Source organism: Neobacillus sp. YX16 (assembly GCF_030123505.1).
Taxonomy (GTDB): Bacteria; Bacillota; Bacilli; order Bacillales; family Cytobacillaceae; genus Neobacillus.
Map to the genome: position 1 here is coordinate 2027619 of NZ_CP126115.1, position 17760 is coordinate 2045378.

Below are 17760 nucleotides of genomic sequence, written 5' to 3' on the forward strand. Positions count from 1 at the left end.
TAGTCAAAGGGGAAAAAATGATGAAAAGACTAATGATTTCTACTTTATCCCTGGTATTGGTAATTTTCACTGGTGGTTGCGGGAATTTGAATATACTAAATTCCGCTGAGAGTAAAGGTAAAGAGGAAATCACTTTAAAAATTGCCTGGTGGGGTGAACAACCACGACATGACTATACAATGGAAGTAATCGAATTGTTTGAGAATAAATATCCCAATATAAAGGTTGATCCTATATATTCAAATTGGGATGATTATTGGAAACGTCTTGCCCCGATGGCAGCGGGTAATAAACTTCCTGATATCATCCAAATGGATTTGCTCTATCTTAGACCATACAGTGATAATAACCTACTAGAGGATTTATCCCCCTATATTAAACAAGATGTAATCAAGACAGATTCGATCAGTACCGGAATTCTCTCTGGCGGGAAAATCGGCAAAAATTTGTATGGATTTCCATTAGGAATTAATGCACCAGCCATAATCATAGATCGTCCATTACTATCTTCTGCGGTCGATCGGTATCCAAATCCTGATTGGTCATGGAGCGATTTTGAAGAAATTTCTCTCCAGGTTCACAAAGAAAAACAAATTTATGGTACAAACGGTATGAAGTCCCCGGATGTATTCTTTTCGTATTATTTACGTACGAAAGGAATGAATTTATATAATAAAACAGGAACTGGATTAGGATATGAGGATGATCAATTGTTTATTGATTATTTCGAGATGCAATTAAGAATGCTGGAAAAAGGTGCCTTCCCAAGAGCAGATGTTACAGAACAAATTAATAGAATAGAAGATGAGTTAATCGTAAATCAACAGACCCCGATGCAATGGGCATATTCCAACCAATATTTCGGTTTTTTGGAAGCATCAAACCGGAAGCTCGAGCTTATACCTCCTCCAGGACCTGGACAAGAGTTAGGACTTACCGTGAAGCCTAGTATGCTTTTTTCAATGACAAAAAGTTCAAAGAATAAAGAGGCGGCTGCTCTATTCATTAATTTCTTTGTTAATGATATTCAAGCAAATAAAGTTATTAGGGGTGAAAGAGGGGTTCCCATTTCTTCTAATGTAGTAGAGAAAATAGAACAAGAATTATCTGAAAATCAGAGAATGGTATTCGACTATGTTAATAATGTGAAAAACTCTAACAGTAGTGTTGAGAAAGCAGATCCCCTTGGCGGAATAGAGGTAGTGAAAGTTTTACAAGATATTTCAGAACAAATATTGTTCAAAAAAGTAACGCCTCATGAAGGAGCGCAAATTTTTAGAACGGAAGCAAATAAAATCCTATCAAAAAAGAACTAGTTTCATCAATGAAGAAAGCTCCCAAGAACAAGCAATAGACTGCTTGTTTCATGGGGGCTTTTCTATTTCTATGAAATGTCTGATTTTTGAACAAACTAAGCGGAAATTTGGATTCAGACAATTCCGACAAGAATTTATAATAGTAAATGAAAACACTTACATAAAAGTGTAAAAAAAGAAGGGGGAAATAAAAAATGAAGAAATTTTTAGTGCTATTGTTTACTTTTGTTTTAGTTTTTACATTAGCAGCATGTAACAGCAGCAGTTCATCAAGCAATGAAGAATCTAAACCAAAAGAAGACAAAAAAGATGAACCAGTAACTCTTCGTATTGCATGGTGGGGTTCTCAACCACGACATGATTATACTCTAGAAATTATTAAAATGTATGAAGAAAAAAATCCAAATGTAAAAATCGAGGCAGAATATGCAGCTTGGGATGACTACTGGAAGAAGCTAGCTCCACAAGCAGCAGCAAATGAGCTTCCTGATATTGTTCAAATGGACTTATCATACTTCTCACAGTATGCTCAAAATGATCAAATTGCAGATTTAACTTCATTTGTAGACAAACAAATCAATACAAAGGATATTGCTGAAAACATCATTAATGGCGGTAAACTTGGCGACAAGTTATATGGAATTAATGCTGGTGTAAACGTTGTTGGATTCCATCATGATCCAGCAGTACTTGCAAAAGCTGGTGTAAATTCTATACCTGAAAATTGGACTTGGGACGATTACAAAGAAATCGCAGCAAAAGCAAAAGCTGCTGGAGTATTTATGGATACAGGAATGAAAGCCGATGTATTCTTCAACTACTACTTAAGAACACAAGGAAAGTCACTATATAGCAAAGATGGTGCATCTCTAGGATATAAAGATGACAAGCTGTTCGAAGATTTCTTCAACATGACAGCTGGTTTAGTTAAGGATAAAGCGGTTCCTACACCTGACTTCTTAGCACAGTTAAAAGGGATTGAAGATGATCCTGTCGTTACTCAAAATGCAATTGGTATCTGGCAATGGTCTAACCAGTTTGTAGGGCTTCAACAAGTGGCGAATAGAGAACTTGCTATTGCTCCAATGCCAGGTCCTAACAGTGAAAATGGTTTATATTTAAAACCTAGTATGTTCTGGTCTGTTGGAAATAATTCTGAACATAAAGAAGAAGCAGCAAAGTTTATTGATTTCATGATCAATGATATCGAAGCGAACAAATTAAATCTTGGTGACCGTGGTGTTCCTGGTTCTTCAGTTGTAAAAGAAGCATTAAAGCCATTGCTTTCACCAGCACAAGTCCAAGTATTTGATTATGTAGATTGGGCGGAAGGAAATAGCTCAGAATTCGATGGTCCAGACCCAGTTGGTGCCGGAGAAGTAATTGAAACGCTTGACAGTTTAGCTGAACAAATGGCTTACGGAAATCTATCAGTGAAAGATGCTGCAAAACAGTTTAGACAACAAGCTGAAAGCGTCTTGGCACAAAACAAAAAATAATTTCCACTTCGATAGCTGATCACTTTTTTAGATCAGCTATCGTCCTTTCATCTTAGGGAATGGATCCAAAGAATAAGGAGTTGAATAAATGAATACACGTGTGATAAAGGAAAATGTAAAAGTAGATATCCCCATTCGCTCTGTTAGCAAACGAAGCCGTGCCATCAAGGAAAACTTGACAGGATATGCGTTTATCAGTCCGTTTATTATTGGATTCCTAGCATTTACGTTAATTCCTATAATAGCGTCTTTATATTTATCATTTACAAACTATAATTTATTTGCTGCACCTCAATGGATAGGTATTGAAAACTACAAAAAAATGTTTACATCTGACCCGCGCTTATTGCAATCATTAAAAGTTACACTCATCTATGTACTTGCTGGGGTTCCTTTAAGACTAATATTTGCATTATTAATTGCTGTGATATTAAATACAACTTCAAGAGCAGTTGGACTATATCGCTCATTGTTCTATTTACCATCCCTAATCGGCGGCAGCGTTGCAGTCGCGATTATGTGGCGTAATGTTTTTGGTGATTTAGGTATTGTAAATATTTTACTTGATTTACTTGGACTTCCTATCGTTAAATGGTTCGGTAATCCGACTGCGGCATTATGGATGCTTATCTTCTTGTCAGTATGGCAATTTGGTTCCTCGATGCTGATCTTCTTAGCAGGATTGAAAGGTATTCCAAGAAGTTATTATGAAGCAGCTAGTGTTGATGGAGCCAATGGAATACAGCAATTCTTCAAAATTACCCTTCCAATGCTCAGCCCTGTTATTCTATTCAATACGGTTATGCAAACAATTGCTGCATTTATGACATTCGTACCAGCGTTTATTATCTCAAAAGGTACAGGCGGCCCGTTAGACGGAACACTCCTTTATTCATTATATTTATTCATACAAGGTTTTGAGTTCTTTAATATGGGTTACGCTTCTGCAATGGCATGGGTAATGCTTTTAATCGTAGGAATTTTAACAGTCATTATCTTTACGACATCAAAATATTGGGTTCACTATGAATCGGAAGGAGGCAAATAACGATGACATCGAAGTTAAAATCACCAAGATGGTGGATATATCATATACTAGTCGGTGCCTTTGCGCTTTTAATGCTTTATCCAGTTATTTGGCTCGTGATGAGCTCATTTAAACCAAGCGATACAATCTTTATTACGGCTAAATCACTGATTCCAGAAACCTGGATATGGACGAACTTTGTAGACGGGTGGAAAGGGATTGGCGGAAATTCATTCGGTGTTTTTATTAAAAATACTGCCATCCTAGTAGTGATTACCTTACTGGGACAAGTAATATCGTCGGCATTCATTGCCTTCGGCTTTGCTCGTTTAGAGTTTAAAGGAAAAGCGATTTGGTTTGGAATTATGATGCTTACCTTAATGCTCCCGCATGATGTGTTAATGGTACCGCAATATATCATTTTCGCGAAACTTGATTGGCTTAACTCGATTAAACCACTTGCTATCCCAGCATACTTTGGACATCCGTTCTTTATCTTCCTTCTAGTTCAATTTATACGGACGATTCCTAGAGAACTGGACGAAGCGGCGATTATTGATGGCTGTGGTACCTTCAAGATTTTCACGAAGATCATTTTGCCATTAATTAAACCATCTTTAGCAACAGCAGCTATTTTCTCATTCTATTGGACGTGGGAATCCCTATTAGGGCCTGTATTATATTTAAATAGCCCTACAAAGTATACAGTCTCCATGGCTCTAAATATGTTCCTAAGTAATGAAACCGTATCAAACTGGGGTGCAATGTTTGCAATGTCAGTGGTTACCTTGATTCCTGTTTTCGTCGTTTTCTTCCTCTTCCAACGTCATGTTGTCGAAGGTATCAGTACGAGTGGGCTAAAGGGCTAACATGTTAACGAAAATATCTTATATAAAACTTTGCCACTTCGAACCATAGATGGAAGTGGCAAAGAAACAAAGAAACAAGGGTGGTCACTCACTCATAGAGGTTATGAGAGCCCGTAACCAGCAAAAATAAGAAGGAAGGTCACTCATAGCGGCTAACTTCTAACTTCAAGGCAGGAGAGAGCAAATAACATTGGTAAAGTACAGCGGTTCAAGGAGGATTACAAATGGACACTTCTGGATTTATGGAAAGTTTAAATAAATTGCTTGAATGGATTTCAAGACTAGCATTCTTAAATTTATTATGGATCTCATTTTCTCTTCTAGGTCTCATCTTGTTTGGATTTTTTCCTGCAACGGCGGCGATGTTTGCAGTTGTTCGACAATGGATGCTAGGTAATGATGAAATGTCTATTTTTAAGACTTTTTGGACTACATATAAGCGAGAATTTTTGAAGAGTAATATTCTTGGAGTTATTATTGTTGCCATTGGATTGATATTATACATTGACTTTCAATTTGTACTACATTCATCCAATCGTTTTGTTTCAATTCTATATGTACCGTTTTTTATCATCACTTTAATCGCTATTTCGATGTTATTTTATATCATCCCAATTTTTGTGCATTATGATATGAAAATTAGTCAGGTCATTAAAAATTCCTTTTTTGTAATGATTATGAATCCACTCTCCACCTTATATATGCTAATCGGAAGCTTTGGAATTTGTTTTGTACTTTCTTATGCACCGCCTATTTGTATACTTTATAGCGGAAATCTATTAGCACTATTTATTATGAAGCCCGCAACCAATGCCTTTGAAAAAATCAATCAAAAATCAAAGCTATTAGTAAATTAATAATGAAAAAGGGAGAGATAGTGAAGCCGGTTACTATCTCTCCCTTTCATCATATGCAGTTAATTAGTAAACTAAGTTAAGAGGTGAATAGAATGAAAATTGGATTTATTGGAACTGGCTTTTTTGCAAAAAAGCATGCATCCATTTTAGGGGAAATGTCAGGGGTAGAAGTTACAGCTTTCTGTGGAACTAGTTTAGAAAAGGCTGAAGGTGAAGCAAGAAATTGCTCCAATGCTTCTGGCTATACAAACGTTGAGGAGATGTTAGATAAACAAAAACTAGATGCTGTCTATATTTGTGTACCGCCAATGTCTCATGGTTCAATAGAACAAACATTAATAGAAAGAGGAATTCCTTTTTTTGTGGAGAAACCGCTGGGAATAAATGATGCTCCATATGAAATTGCCAAAAAGATAGAAGATCAGGGTCTTATTACTTCTGTAGGTTACCACTGGCGTTATTTGGATCTTTCTAAAAAAGCTCTATCCCTTCTTCAGGAACGTCAAATAGGGATGGCCCTTGGTTATTGGATGGGGGATATGCCGATGGTTCCTTGGTGGAGAGACGTAAATAAATCAGGGGGACAATTTGTTGAACAGACTACACATATTGTCGACCTTTTACGTTTTCTCTGCGGAGAAATCAAAGAAGTTTATGCTGCCTTTAGCAGCAGGATGATGGCGGACAAAGTGGCGGGCACAACTGTTTCTGATGTAGGAAGTGTGACCTTAAAGCTGAATAATGGCATGATTGCAACGATTTCTAATACCTGCATTCTCCCTGAATCAAACAAGGCTGGGCTGGATGTATATACGAATGAAGGAGTCATTCAAATTAGTTCTAATCTATTAAGAGACATTCGGGGTAAGGAAATGACAGAATATAGGAATCAATTGGATCCTTACCTTATTGAGAATAAAATCTTCCTTGATGCCGTCAAAGCAGGGGATCCAACTCATATATTATCATCCTATAAGGATGCTGTGAAAACACATCGTGTAACACTTGCAGCAGCACATTCAGCCATGACTGGGGAACCAGTTCCCTTGGAGATGGAGGAATAAGTATGAATATACAACATACAACAGGAAAGATACCATTATGGGACAATGTCAAACTAGTAGAAAATGAATTTAACACAGATTGTCCTAGTATCGAACCCTTTTTGCTTGATGGTGATGGGACGTATCCAGTCATGTTAATCGCTCCTGGAGGTGGATACTCTCACCGTGCAGAACATGAGGCATACCCAGTAGCACAGTGGCTAAATTCCATTGGCATTTCTGCAATCGTCCTCCATTATCGAGTAGCACCATTTAGTCATCCAATCCCATTAGTTGATGCCGAGAGAGCGCTTCGCATGGTAAGATATCATGCTTCTGAGTGGAAATTAGACCACAATCGTATTGGAATCCTTGGGTTTTCTGCAGGAGGTCATTTAGCTTCAACCGCTGGAACTCATTTTGACTTAGGAAATAGTCAGGCAGAAGATCCGATTGAAGGGATTAGCAGCCGTCCAGATGTCATGGTTCTTTGTTACCCAGTTATTACCATGGGTGAGTATACTCATGAAGGAAGCAGAATCAATTTATTAGGTGAAAGCACAAGTTTAGAAATGATTCAATTATTATCAAGTGAATCTCAAATTACAAAAGATACTCCACCGACCTTTCTCTGGCATACAGCTGATGACGCAGCGGTTGACGTAGAAAATAGTTTGCTTTTCACCTCTATGTTAAATAGGCATAAGATTCCCTTTGAACTTCATGTTTTTGAAAGTGGTCGACATGGATTAGGGATGGCTGAGGAACATCCTGAGGCAAAAGCTTGGCCAGGGTTATGTGAGGCATGGTTAAGAAAAAGAGGATTCTAGTCGTTAATTTTCAAATACCAAATGCTTTTAGATTTAAGATGTGATGGGAGAGAAAATATGCTCACTAAAAATGACATACGAATTCGTGACCCCTTTATCCTAACCGATGAGTCTAAAACCTATTTTCTTTATGGAACGACGGATCAAAATGTTTGGGAGGGGCAGGGGGTTGGCTTTGATGCCTACAAAAGCAGTGACTTAGAACATTGGGAAGGGCCATTTCCAGTCTTCCGGCCTGGTGAAGACTTTTGGGGTGATCAGCACTTTTGGGCACCAGAGGTTTACTTTTATCAAAATCAATATTATATGTTTGCTAGTTTTAAGGCTGAAGGGAAATGCCGAGGTACTCAACTCCTAGTTGCCGGAAGTCCATTAGGTTCGTTTTCTCCTTTGTCTGAAAATCCCATTACACCTAGTGATTGGGAATGTCTTGATGGAACATTGTTTATTGATGATAAGATTAAGCCTTGGATTATTTTTTGCCGCGAATGGCTTCAGGTTCATGACGGTGAAATGTGGGCCCAGCGGTTATCGTCTGATTTTAAAACAGTCATTGGAGAGCCTGTACTTCTATTTAGGGCCTCAGAAGCTGATTGGACGGTTCCTGTTAGAGGAGAAAAAGATTATATTACAGACGGTCCTTACCTTTATCGGTCTCAACAAGGGGACCTGCAAATGCTTTGGTCAAGTAGGAGTCAAAATGGATACGCTGTCGGTATAGCCCGGTCTACAACAGGCAATATACTTGGTCCATGGATTCAAAATCCTGAGCCTTTACTTGACGAGGACGGTGGGCATGCGATGCTGTTTCAAACTTTTAATGATGAGTTAAAGTTGGCGATACATTCACCTAATCGATCACCCTTAGAGCGCCCGGTTTTTTTAACAGTTGTAGAGCAAAATAATCACTTAGTAGTAATAAAGTAAACACACTAGGAGAGGATTCGGCTATGGTACATAACAGTTCCTTCCAATTTTTTTGATTTCTAATAGTATTTTACCCCATATATGATAAATAACTGATTGGTAACAATTACCTTTCGGTTTTTTTATTTGGAAAATAGACGTTTTTTACCATCAATATTTTTCGAAAAAAAAACAAAAATAAGAAGGCAAAAAAAACATTTTGCAAGGGGGTAATCAGTTTGATAAAAAAGCCATTAGGCTTACTACTATCAGGGGTTTTAACATTAGGTCTAGCTGCATGTAACAATGGAAATGATGCAGCTGATGAAGTCCGTACAAGCAGGATAGATCGAGACCAAACCACTTTAAATGTTGGTAATGGTAGAGATGACGGGATTGACCATAATGGTCCACTAACCGAGGATTACACCAATAATGATAATAATGACAGCGATTGGGATCGAAATCGAAACAATAATGATGATTTTGTAACCAATGTAAACAATGATCGTCAGGCAAATCGAATTCAAAACAGAAATGTAAATAATGACCGTCAGGCGAATCGAATCAAAAACAGAAATGTAAATAATGATCGTCAGGCAAATCGAATCCAAAACAGAAATGTAAATCGCAATAACGTTAATATGAATAACAATAATGATGCATTGAATATCTCAGCAGACCGAACAACATTGAATAGTGAGAATTACCCTCATACAAAAGCGATATTAATTCAACATGCTCAGTATAGGTACATTCCATTCGGATCTGTTCAATGGTATCAATTTGGAGGTCAACAAGGAAAGACTCCAACACAGCAGCAACAACCAACAACACAAGCACCAACTCAACAACAACCAGCAATTCCAGCGCCAGCACCAGCACCTGCTGCACCGGCGCCAAAACCAGCAGCACCAGCACCTGCCGCTCCGGCACCTGCTGCTCCAGCGCCAAAACCAGCAGCACCAGCACCTGCCGCTCCGGCACCAAAACCAGCAGCACCGGCACCAGCAACTGGCAATGTTAGTGCATACGTTCAACAGGTGATTGATTTAACCAATGCACAGCGTAGTAAAAACGGTCTTCCGGCTTTAAAACACGATTCACAATTAAGCGGCGTTGCACAAAAGAAATCTGTGGACATGGCGCAAAACAATTATTTTTCACATACAAGCCCGACCTATGGTTCACCATTTGACATGATGAGGGACATGGGCGTGTCGTATAAGTCAGCAGGGGAAAATATTGCCCAAGGACAACGTACACCACAAGAGGTCGTAACCGCATGGATGAACAGTGAAGGACACAGGAAGAACATTTTAAGTGCTAACTTTACTCATATTGGAGTAGGTTACGAAAAGTCTGGCAACCATTGGACACAAATGTTTATTGGTAAGTAAAAGGAAGAAGTAAGACAGGAATCTATGCGGATTCCTGTCTCCATGCAGCCTCCGTTCAAGACATAATTGGGCAGAGGCTGCATTTTTTCTTTAATAACTAAAGATATGGAAGAAAAAATAAAGAAATGGAATGGTTATCATACTTAACAGTCACGTTAAAAAGTGTCAAAGTATGTAATGAAGATTCTTCAGCGGTGAAGTATTTCATTGATTAATACTTATAATTTTCACTTATAAATGTTGTCGGAGATACACCAGTGATTTTTTTAAAGACTCTACTAAAGTAAAAGGGATTCGAAAAACCAAGTGCATCACTTATTTCTGAAACATTTCCAGCATTTCTTTTAAACAGTTCAACCGCTTTTTCAATTATTAGTTCGTTTTGGTACCTTTTTACACTTTTTCCAGTATGCTTTTTAAAAAGCGTACATAGATAAGCATAGTTCATGCCAAGAATATCTGCGATTTCCTCACCTGTTAATTTCTCATCAGGGGCGTTTTTTAATATTTTAATCATTTGATTGACCACAACATGCTTCTTTGTGTTGTTCTGTTCTTCTATATAATCTGAGTAAATATCTGTGAATAGTTGATAGGTCGATAAAGATAACTGGATAGGTCGTAATGGGTGTGGGGTCACATATAGAGTTACCAAAGTTTTTAGCTTTGTCATTAAAAAATCAGGGCTTACTACTTTTCCATACTTCGGCAAACTTAGATTTGTTTCATAAGTTTCCTCGTAAATTAACGAGGAATTTGGAAAATACTTGAATTCAGTTTCCGTTTCGTTCCTATCAGTCCCAGGAGCATCATAAAAGTGAACATAAAACCAGCTTGTTCCTGGTTCATAGAAATCACCTCCCCAATGGGAAACATTTTTTCTTAGAAAAAGATATGACCCTTTAGTTACCCTGTACTCCATCCCATCTTCAATTACATGAATACTTCCTTTTACTACAAAAATAAAGACATGTATATTTTTCATTTTTCGATCAGGATGACGAAATATTCCTTTTTCATCATGCATGAAACCTAATTCTCTCACTAATGGGAGACTATATGAGGTCAAATGAATTGTGTGCATACTAGATCACCCTCAAAAATATTATCTACAACGACCTTACCACAAAAAAACTAAAAAAAGGATATGTATTTCATTATATTGTGAATTCCATTTTACTAATGGAAAATTCATAATGGTTGATAACGATATTAAATACATAAGAGGGTGAATTTGCATGAAAGATGTTAAAGTTGAGTATCGAAAACAGAATGTTACATTATTAGATGGTATTTTTAAGGAATCACAGGAAGTTGGAAAAGGATTTTTATTGACATTGGATGTTGATAGATTAGTAGCATCTTGTTACCAAGCCATTTCCAAAATACCGAAAAAACCGCTTTATGGCGGCTGGGAAAAAAGAGGAATCAGTGGTCATTCAATCGGACATTGGTTGTCAGCTGCTTCAAGTATGTATGCAGTAACAAAGGATAAAGAATTAAAGGAAAAGCTTGATTACGCCATTAATGAACTCGAACATGTGCAATCATTTGACCCAGATGGGTATGTTAGTGGTTTTCCACGAGATTGCTTTGACAAGGTTTTTGCAGGGGGAGATTTTCAGGTTTCTAATTTTAGTCTGGGAGATTCATGGGTACCGTGGTATAGCATTCATAAAATTTATGCTGGGCTAATCGATACGTATAAGCTAACCGGCAATGAAAAGGCTCTTCAAGTTGTTCTTAAACTAGCGGATTGGGCAAAAAGAGGAACTGATAATCTTTCAAATCAAGAGTTCCAACGAATGCTAATATGTGAACATGGCGGAATGAATGAAGCAATGGCTGATCTTTATTTAATAACAGGTAACACTGACTATCTAGAACTAGCGATTAGATTCTGTCATAGAGCAATCCTTGATCCACTTTCAAAAGGAATCGATGAACTTGAAGGAAAACACGCCAATACCCAGATTCCTAAAGTAGTTGGTGCTGCTAAGCTCTTTGAAATTACAGGTGAAACTTACTACCATGATTGTGCGATTTACTTCTGGGATATCGTCACTAGAAATCGTTCATATGTCATAGGCGGGAATTCAAAAAATGAACATTTTGGTCTTGAAAATACGGAAGAACTTGGTATTCAAACGAATGAAACATGTAACACCTATAATATGCTGAAGCTAACAGAGCACTTATTTAATTGGACACATAAGGTAGAATACATGGATTACTACGAAAGGGCATTGTATAACCATATCCTTGCTTCACAAGATCCTGATACTGGAATGAAAACATATTTTGTTTCAACGCAGCCTGGACATTTTAAAGTATACTGCTCACATGATGATTCGTTCTGGTGCTGTACTGGTACCGGAATGGAAAACCCAGCACGATATACACGACAAATTTACCACTATGAAAATGAAGAACTATATGTGAATTTATTTATTAGTTCTGAAATTGGGTTTGAAAAAATCAAGTTAAAACAAGAAACTACGTTTCCTGATAACCCTTCTTCAAAACTGGTCTTCGAAGAGGCTAATAATGAATTTTTAACGATTCATATAAGGGTTCCAATTTGGATATCAGGTGAGATGAGTGCAAAGGTTAATGAACAGCATATTTATTCTTCGAGTGAGAACGGGTACTTAACGATAACAGGCAATTGGAATTCAGGTGATGTAATTGAACTTAGCCTTCCAATGGAGCTTCATTCCTATGTCTCTAAGAGCGATTCAAGTAAAGTTTCATTTATGTATGGACCTATTGCATTAGCCGGAGCATTGGGAAGAGAAAACTTTCCTGAAACAGATATTTTGGACGATCACTTATCTTTAAATAATTACCCATTAATTGATGTTCCCACCTTAGTTACGAATGAAACGAATTTAAACAAATGGATAAATCCTGTAGAAGGTTCATCGTTAACATTTGAAACCGATAAGATTGGACAACCAGGAAATGCAAAAGTGACCCTAATTCCATTTTACGCCTTACATCACCAACGATACACCTTATACTGGGATTTAATGAATGAAGAAGCGTATAAGGAATTTTTAAATAGAGAACAAAGTGAACAGGAGAAATTACAGTTACTGACAGTTGACCAAGTTCAGCCACATGAACAGCAATCTGAGATTGAACATTCAATGAAGGCTGAAAATTCATATTCAGGCTACTTGAATGTAGTTCATCGAGCATGGAGAGATAGTCGAGATGATGGATTTTTTAGCTATGAAATGGCTGTTGATCCAACTAAACGTATGTATCTATGTGTAACCTATTTTAGTGGCGACGGTATTTTATATCTTGATGGAAAAACTTATGTAAGATACTTTCAAATATTAGTAAATGATAAGGAAATTGGGGAGCAAAAGCTTGAAGGTAAGGTTTCAGAAGAGTTATTTAATGAGATTTACGAAATTCCAGCTGAAATAACAAGAGGAAATGAGAAAGTTGAAGTTAAATTCGTCTCAACCAAAGGAAAAATTGCAGGTGGAGTTTACGGGTTAAGAACCCTTAATGGTATTTAAAATCACTCTTCACCTAAAAATCATAATGTGAGAAGTAGGGGAAGCCTTTTTCGAGTAAGAAGTAATAAGCTTTGAAACTCCCGAGAAAGTAGCATCGAAACAGCATGAAATATAGGTTAAAGGTAATACAATTAATCATAAGTTTTTGAAGCAATCTATAACGATAATGAGATTTAATTAGAATATAATTTTTGGAACACCATTACACAAATTTATTGATAGATCAAAGCTTGTTATAGTGCATTTTTCACTATAACAAGCTTTTTTTTACTAAAAACAGAGTTTTCCATGTGTAAGTAAGGAAAATTCACAATTTATATATTTTCTTTATCGATATAATTCAATCATTTGATTTGCTATATATTCAGAGCTAAAAATTACTAAGCCTGTAATTCCAAAGACACAGATTCAGGACGCTCACATGTACTTTCCATTATATAATGTTTCCCGCTATCTGAGGAATCATGGAAGCCATGCATCGCTTCTAAAACGTGATACGCTAATTCGCTATTTGCTCGATATTTCCCTCCTTCGAGGATGGCTTTGGCCATATCAGCAACACCAAGCCCTCTACTGTTTTGGGAATATCCATATGCAAGAGGCACCTCTTTAAATTCTTTTTCGTCACGTTTCCTTATTTTGACTGGGCCACCGAACGTATTAGGATCAGGAACAAGTAGCGTTCCTTCACTGCCGTAAATTTCAATTGGGGGCAGCGATGTGCCGCCAAAGGCATCAAAGCTGGTTGTAATACTTCCAATTACACCCGATTCAAAATCTATCACTCCTGAGATATGTGTAGGGGTTGATACTTCAATTTTAGTACCTGTTTTCGGTGTGCTAAGCACAGTTCTTTCGTGATAACTAATACGTGTTGAACTAGAAATTCGTTTGATCGGTCCTAAAAGAGCCACTAAGGCTGTTAAGTAATAAGGTCCCATATCAAACATGGGTCCGCCGCCAATATCATAATAAAAGACTGGGTCTGGATGCCAATGTTCGTGCCCGCGGCAAATCATGAAGGCAGATGCACCAATTGGTATACCAATTTCACCTTGTTCAATTAAATGGATAGCAGTTTGAACACCAGCGCCTAAGAAGGTGTCAGGTGCACTGCCAACAAGAAGATTATGCTTCTTAGCTGTTTCTAAAATTTGTTTTCCTTCTTCGCGTGTAACAGCAAGGGGTTTTTCTGTATAAACATGCTTTCCTGCTTCAAGTGCCTGGATGCAAACAGAGGCATGTGCTTTAGGAATGGTTAGATTAATTACGAGTTCAATCGCTGGGTTAGACAGCAGTTCTTCCACGGAACAAGCCATAGGGACACCGAACTTTTCAGCTTGCAATTGTGCTCGTTGTGAATCTAAGTCTGCACATGCCACTAACTCTAGGTGAGGGAACTTCTGACAGTTTTCCATATAAATAGAACTAATATTTCCACAACCAATGATACCGATTTTAAGTTTTTTCATAGGAACCTCCAGTATATTTTTATGGATTAGCTTGCCTTCCGCTTTTCTTACTGACTATCTCCCATGCCAGTGTAGGTCCGTACATTTCCATAAATAGACGCTACATCATGCTTTTTTCCTTCAGAGGCCCACAAAAATCCACGGCGCATAATGAGTGAAACTTCCGGCATGGCAATGATATTAGCTTGATGGCCTAACGAACTATAAAACACATTCCCATTGCCCCAACGTTTTGTCCAAACAACAGGCATATCAACTGCTTTATTAGCCGCGTGCGGTCCGTGAAAAACGGGGAAGCGAGTGGTGGCTAATACCTCAACAGCTGGATCGTAGTGAAGGTAATATTGCTCACTTGTGACTTTAAAATCAGAGAGACCCTCTAATAATGGACTAGAGGTATGCTTGATGTTGACCGTGTATTCCACCCCATCATTTCCAGGATGGGCCACCCAATTACCGCCCGTCATAAATTGCCAGTCCACATTATTACGGAAAGAGTCACACATTCCTCCATGGCACCCAGCTAAACCAACACCTGCTGCGACTGCTTCAGAGATATTTAAGACATACTTCCTTTCAATTTCACCCATCGTCCAGTGGGGAACAATTAAATCCAAGGATTTTAACTTTTCCTTGTCTCCATATGAGTCTAGTGAATTGGAAACCTCTACTTGGAAGTTTTCTTCCTCAAGGATCCCTTTAAAGATTTCAGCTACCTGTTCGGGCTGATGGCCATCCCATCCGCCCCAAACAATCAATGCACTTTTTTTCATGGTATAAGCACTCCTTTTTATTTTTTATACGTCAGAAATTCGGATCCATTGGCGTTTTTTAATCGATAAATCAACCGCTTCTAAGACTTCCTGGCACTTTACGCCATCACGGAAGTTTGGAACAGGCAGTCGATTTTCCCGGAAAGACTCCATAAGTTCAACCATTTCATGAATAAACGTATGTTCATAACCAATCGTATGTCCTGGCGGCCACCAGTTTTCCGCATAAGCGTGAGCAGGGTCCGTTGCTAAGACGCGGCGGAAGCCTTGGACATCGTCACGGTCATCAACGAAATAAACTTGCAGTTCATTCATCCGTTCAAAATCAAAGATAACACTTCCTTTACTGCCATTGATCTCAAATGAATTCGTACAGCGGTGTCCAGCCGCAAAGCGAGTAGCTTCAAAGCTTCCTAAGGCTCCGTTAGCGAACCGAGCTAAGAATAGGGTAGCGTCATCCACTGTCACTTCGCCCTTTTCATTACTATCACAGCTTTTTGCTGATAAGCCTGTCATCTGAGAAGGAATTGGGCGTTCCTTTATAAACGTTTCGTTCATTCCAATCACTTCGGTAATATCGCCAATTAGATAGTGAGATAGATCGATTAAATGAGCCCCAAGGTCTCCGTGAGAGCCTGAACCTGCAATTTCTTTCTGAAGTCTCCAGACACGAGGAAAGTTTGGATCCACGAGCCAATCCTGTAAAAACCAGGACCGGAAATGATAGATTTCGCCCAATCTTCCTTCGTCAATGAGCTTTTTAGCCAACATAACAGCAGGGGCAAAGCGATAGTTAAATCCAACCATATGTTTGACCCCGGCAGCCTCAACGACATCAAGCATTTCTCTAGAATCCTTTAATGTAAGCGCTAACGGTTTTTCGCAAAAAACATGTTTGCCTGCCTGTGCAGCAGCAATCGTTATTTCTTTATGTACATCACTAGGTGCATTAATATCGATTAAATCGATGTCATCTCTTACTAAGAGGCTTTTCCAGTCGGTGGTATATTCGTCCCAGCCATATTGCTTGGCTGCAGTGGTCACACCGTTTAGGTCACGGCCGCAAAGAACTTTCATTTCAGGATGAACCGTATTCGGGAAAAAGAGTGGAAGATCCCGGTAAGCATGACTGTGTGCTTTACCCATAAATTTATAACCAACCATTCCAATTCTAAGTTTTTCCATAGCGTATCTCCTTTTGTATGTCATCAAGATAACTCTAATATCGATAAATCTATCATTTACAGGTTTGACACAACAAGTTAAAACTTATATAATCCTAGACAAAATTTACTCTTTGAGGATGTTCTTAGTATGTTAATATATGAAGCACACCATTTTGATTTAATATCAAACTACCATACATTGAATTTAAACTTTCCAAGCCATTTCCATCGTGGTTTTGAATTATTATTCCTCGTTGATGGGGAAATGGAAGTCATTATTAATCAAAGAAGTTACCATTTTAAAACTGGACAATTCTTACTCATATTACCGTATGAAATTCACTCGTTTATTACAAAATCACATTCTCGAGCTAACATTTGTATATTTTCGCCAGACTATGTTCCGACATTTCAAAGGATGATAGAAAATAGTTCACTTGAAAATCCAGTTTTCAACCTATCTTTGGAAGCGGATACACTAATCTCTAGGAAACTTTTCAAAGATAACTCAAATCTGCTAGAACAAAAAGCCTGTCTCTATTTATTATTGTCAGAACTAATGGGACAAACTAGCTTGATTAAAGGAGAAAAACAAGACCCGGAGTTGCTCCATAAGTTGTTAACCTATATTCAGGACCATTTTACAGAATCGATTTCTTTAAAAAGTATCGCAGGTACATTAGGCTACAGTTATAACTATTTATCAAAGTATTTTAATACTCATATTAATATGTCTTTTGTGGATTTTTTAAATGAAACCAGAGTAAACTATGCTTGTTATCTATTAATCTATACAGAAAAAAATATTACTGAAATTGTTTTTCTATGTGGTTATGAAAGCATACGGTCCTTTAATCGCAACTTTGTAAAGATAAAATTATGTACACCAAAAGAATACAGAGAAAAGGAGCCGCATTCGTTTATTGATCTGTATCCAGTCAATAGAATTACTTGATCTAGATTTAGTGGAGGGGAACGTTACAAGCACAGTCTAAAACTGGCTTGAACCTACGTGCAAGGGTCTTGTGGTAAATATTATATATAAAATCTGATAAAAGGTTTTCGA

At 37.8% G+C, this 17760-nt stretch carries 14 protein-coding genes and 1 pseudogene; 11 read left to right on the plus strand and 4 right to left on the minus strand.

The window, feature by feature from the left end; all coding sequences use genetic code 11:
- Window positions 1-17: 17 nt before the first annotated feature.
- The 9 genes and pseudogenes from QNH48_RS09945 to QNH48_RS30530 form a co-directional block, all read left to right on the plus strand.
- Window positions 18-1316, plus strand: a complete 1299-nt coding sequence (locus QNH48_RS09945; protein ID WP_283954744.1) for an ABC transporter substrate-binding protein — start codon at window positions 18-20, stop codon at window positions 1314-1316.
- Between the two features lie 194 nt (window positions 1317-1510).
- On the plus strand, window positions 1511-2815 hold the full coding sequence (locus tag QNH48_RS09950; RefSeq protein ID WP_283954745.1) for an ABC transporter substrate-binding protein: 1305 nt from the start codon (window positions 1511-1513) through the stop codon (window positions 2813-2815).
- Window positions 2816-2903: 88 nt separating this feature from the next.
- On the plus strand, window positions 2904-3863 hold the full coding sequence (locus QNH48_RS09955) for a carbohydrate ABC transporter permease (protein ID WP_095249270.1): 960 nt from the start codon (window positions 2904-2906) through the stop codon (window positions 3861-3863).
- A gap of 2 nt (window positions 3864-3865) precedes the next feature.
- Complete coding sequence (locus QNH48_RS09960) at window positions 3866-4711, plus strand: carbohydrate ABC transporter permease (RefSeq protein WP_283954746.1); 846 nt, start codon at window positions 3866-3868, stop codon at window positions 4709-4711.
- Between the two features lie 224 nt (window positions 4712-4935).
- Window positions 4936-5568, plus strand: a complete 633-nt coding sequence (locus QNH48_RS09965; RefSeq protein ID WP_283954747.1) for a YesL family protein — start codon at window positions 4936-4938, stop codon at window positions 5566-5568.
- Between the two features lie 92 nt (window positions 5569-5660).
- Window positions 5661-6632 (plus strand): Gfo/Idh/MocA family protein, encoded by a 972-nt coding sequence (locus QNH48_RS09970; RefSeq protein ID WP_283954748.1) that lies wholly within the window; start codon window positions 5661-5663, stop codon window positions 6630-6632.
- A 2-nt stretch (window positions 6633-6634) separates the two neighbouring features.
- A complete protein-coding gene (locus tag QNH48_RS09975) occupies window positions 6635-7441 on the plus strand; it encodes an alpha/beta hydrolase (RefSeq protein ID WP_283954749.1) in 807 nt (268 codons plus the stop codon).
- 57 nt (window positions 7442-7498) lie between these two features.
- On the plus strand, window positions 7499-8368 hold the full coding sequence (locus QNH48_RS09980; RefSeq protein ID WP_283954750.1) for a glycoside hydrolase family 43 protein: 870 nt from the start codon (window positions 7499-7501) through the stop codon (window positions 8366-8368).
- A 1004-nt stretch (window positions 8369-9372) separates the two neighbouring features.
- A pseudogene (locus QNH48_RS30530) lies at window positions 9373-9747 on the plus strand (CAP domain-containing protein); the annotation flags it as partial.
- Window positions 9748-9958: 211 nt separating this feature from the next.
- Here the strand turns inward: QNH48_RS30530 and QNH48_RS09990 are convergent.
- Window positions 9959-10831: an AraC family transcriptional regulator gene (locus tag QNH48_RS09990; protein ID WP_283954752.1), complete on the minus strand. Its 873-nt coding sequence runs from the start codon at window positions 10829-10831 to the stop codon at window positions 9959-9961.
- 154 nt (window positions 10832-10985) lie between these two features.
- On the opposite strand from QNH48_RS09990, the gene QNH48_RS09995 reads away from it, so the two are divergent.
- Window positions 10986-13283: a glycoside hydrolase family 127 protein gene (locus QNH48_RS09995; protein ID WP_283954753.1), complete on the plus strand. Its 2298-nt coding sequence runs from the start codon at window positions 10986-10988 to the stop codon at window positions 13281-13283.
- Window positions 13284-13663: 380 nt separating this feature from the next.
- On the opposite strand, the gene QNH48_RS10000 is transcribed toward QNH48_RS09995, so the two are convergent.
- Genes QNH48_RS10000 through QNH48_RS10010 form a run of 3 tightly spaced genes read right to left on the minus strand, consistent with a single transcriptional unit; the run spans window position 13664 to window position 16713 of the window.
- Entirely contained in the window at window positions 13664-14755 is a 1092-nt protein-coding gene (locus QNH48_RS10000; protein ID WP_283954754.1) for a Gfo/Idh/MocA family protein, read from the minus strand.
- A gap of 47 nt (window positions 14756-14802) precedes the next feature.
- Complete coding sequence (locus QNH48_RS10005) at window positions 14803-15528, minus strand: ThuA domain-containing protein (RefSeq protein WP_283954755.1); 726 nt, start codon at window positions 15526-15528, stop codon at window positions 14803-14805.
- A 24-nt stretch (window positions 15529-15552) separates the two neighbouring features.
- Window positions 15553-16713 (minus strand): Gfo/Idh/MocA family protein, encoded by a 1161-nt coding sequence (locus tag QNH48_RS10010; RefSeq protein ID WP_283954756.1) that lies wholly within the window; start codon window positions 16711-16713, stop codon window positions 15553-15555.
- Between the two features lie 129 nt (window positions 16714-16842).
- Here QNH48_RS10010 and QNH48_RS10015 point away from each other — a divergent pair, with 129 nt between their 5' ends.
- Entirely contained in the window at window positions 16843-17649 is an 807-nt protein-coding gene (locus tag QNH48_RS10015) for a helix-turn-helix domain-containing protein (RefSeq protein ID WP_283954757.1), read from the plus strand.
- Window positions 17650-17760 lie beyond the last annotated feature (111 nt).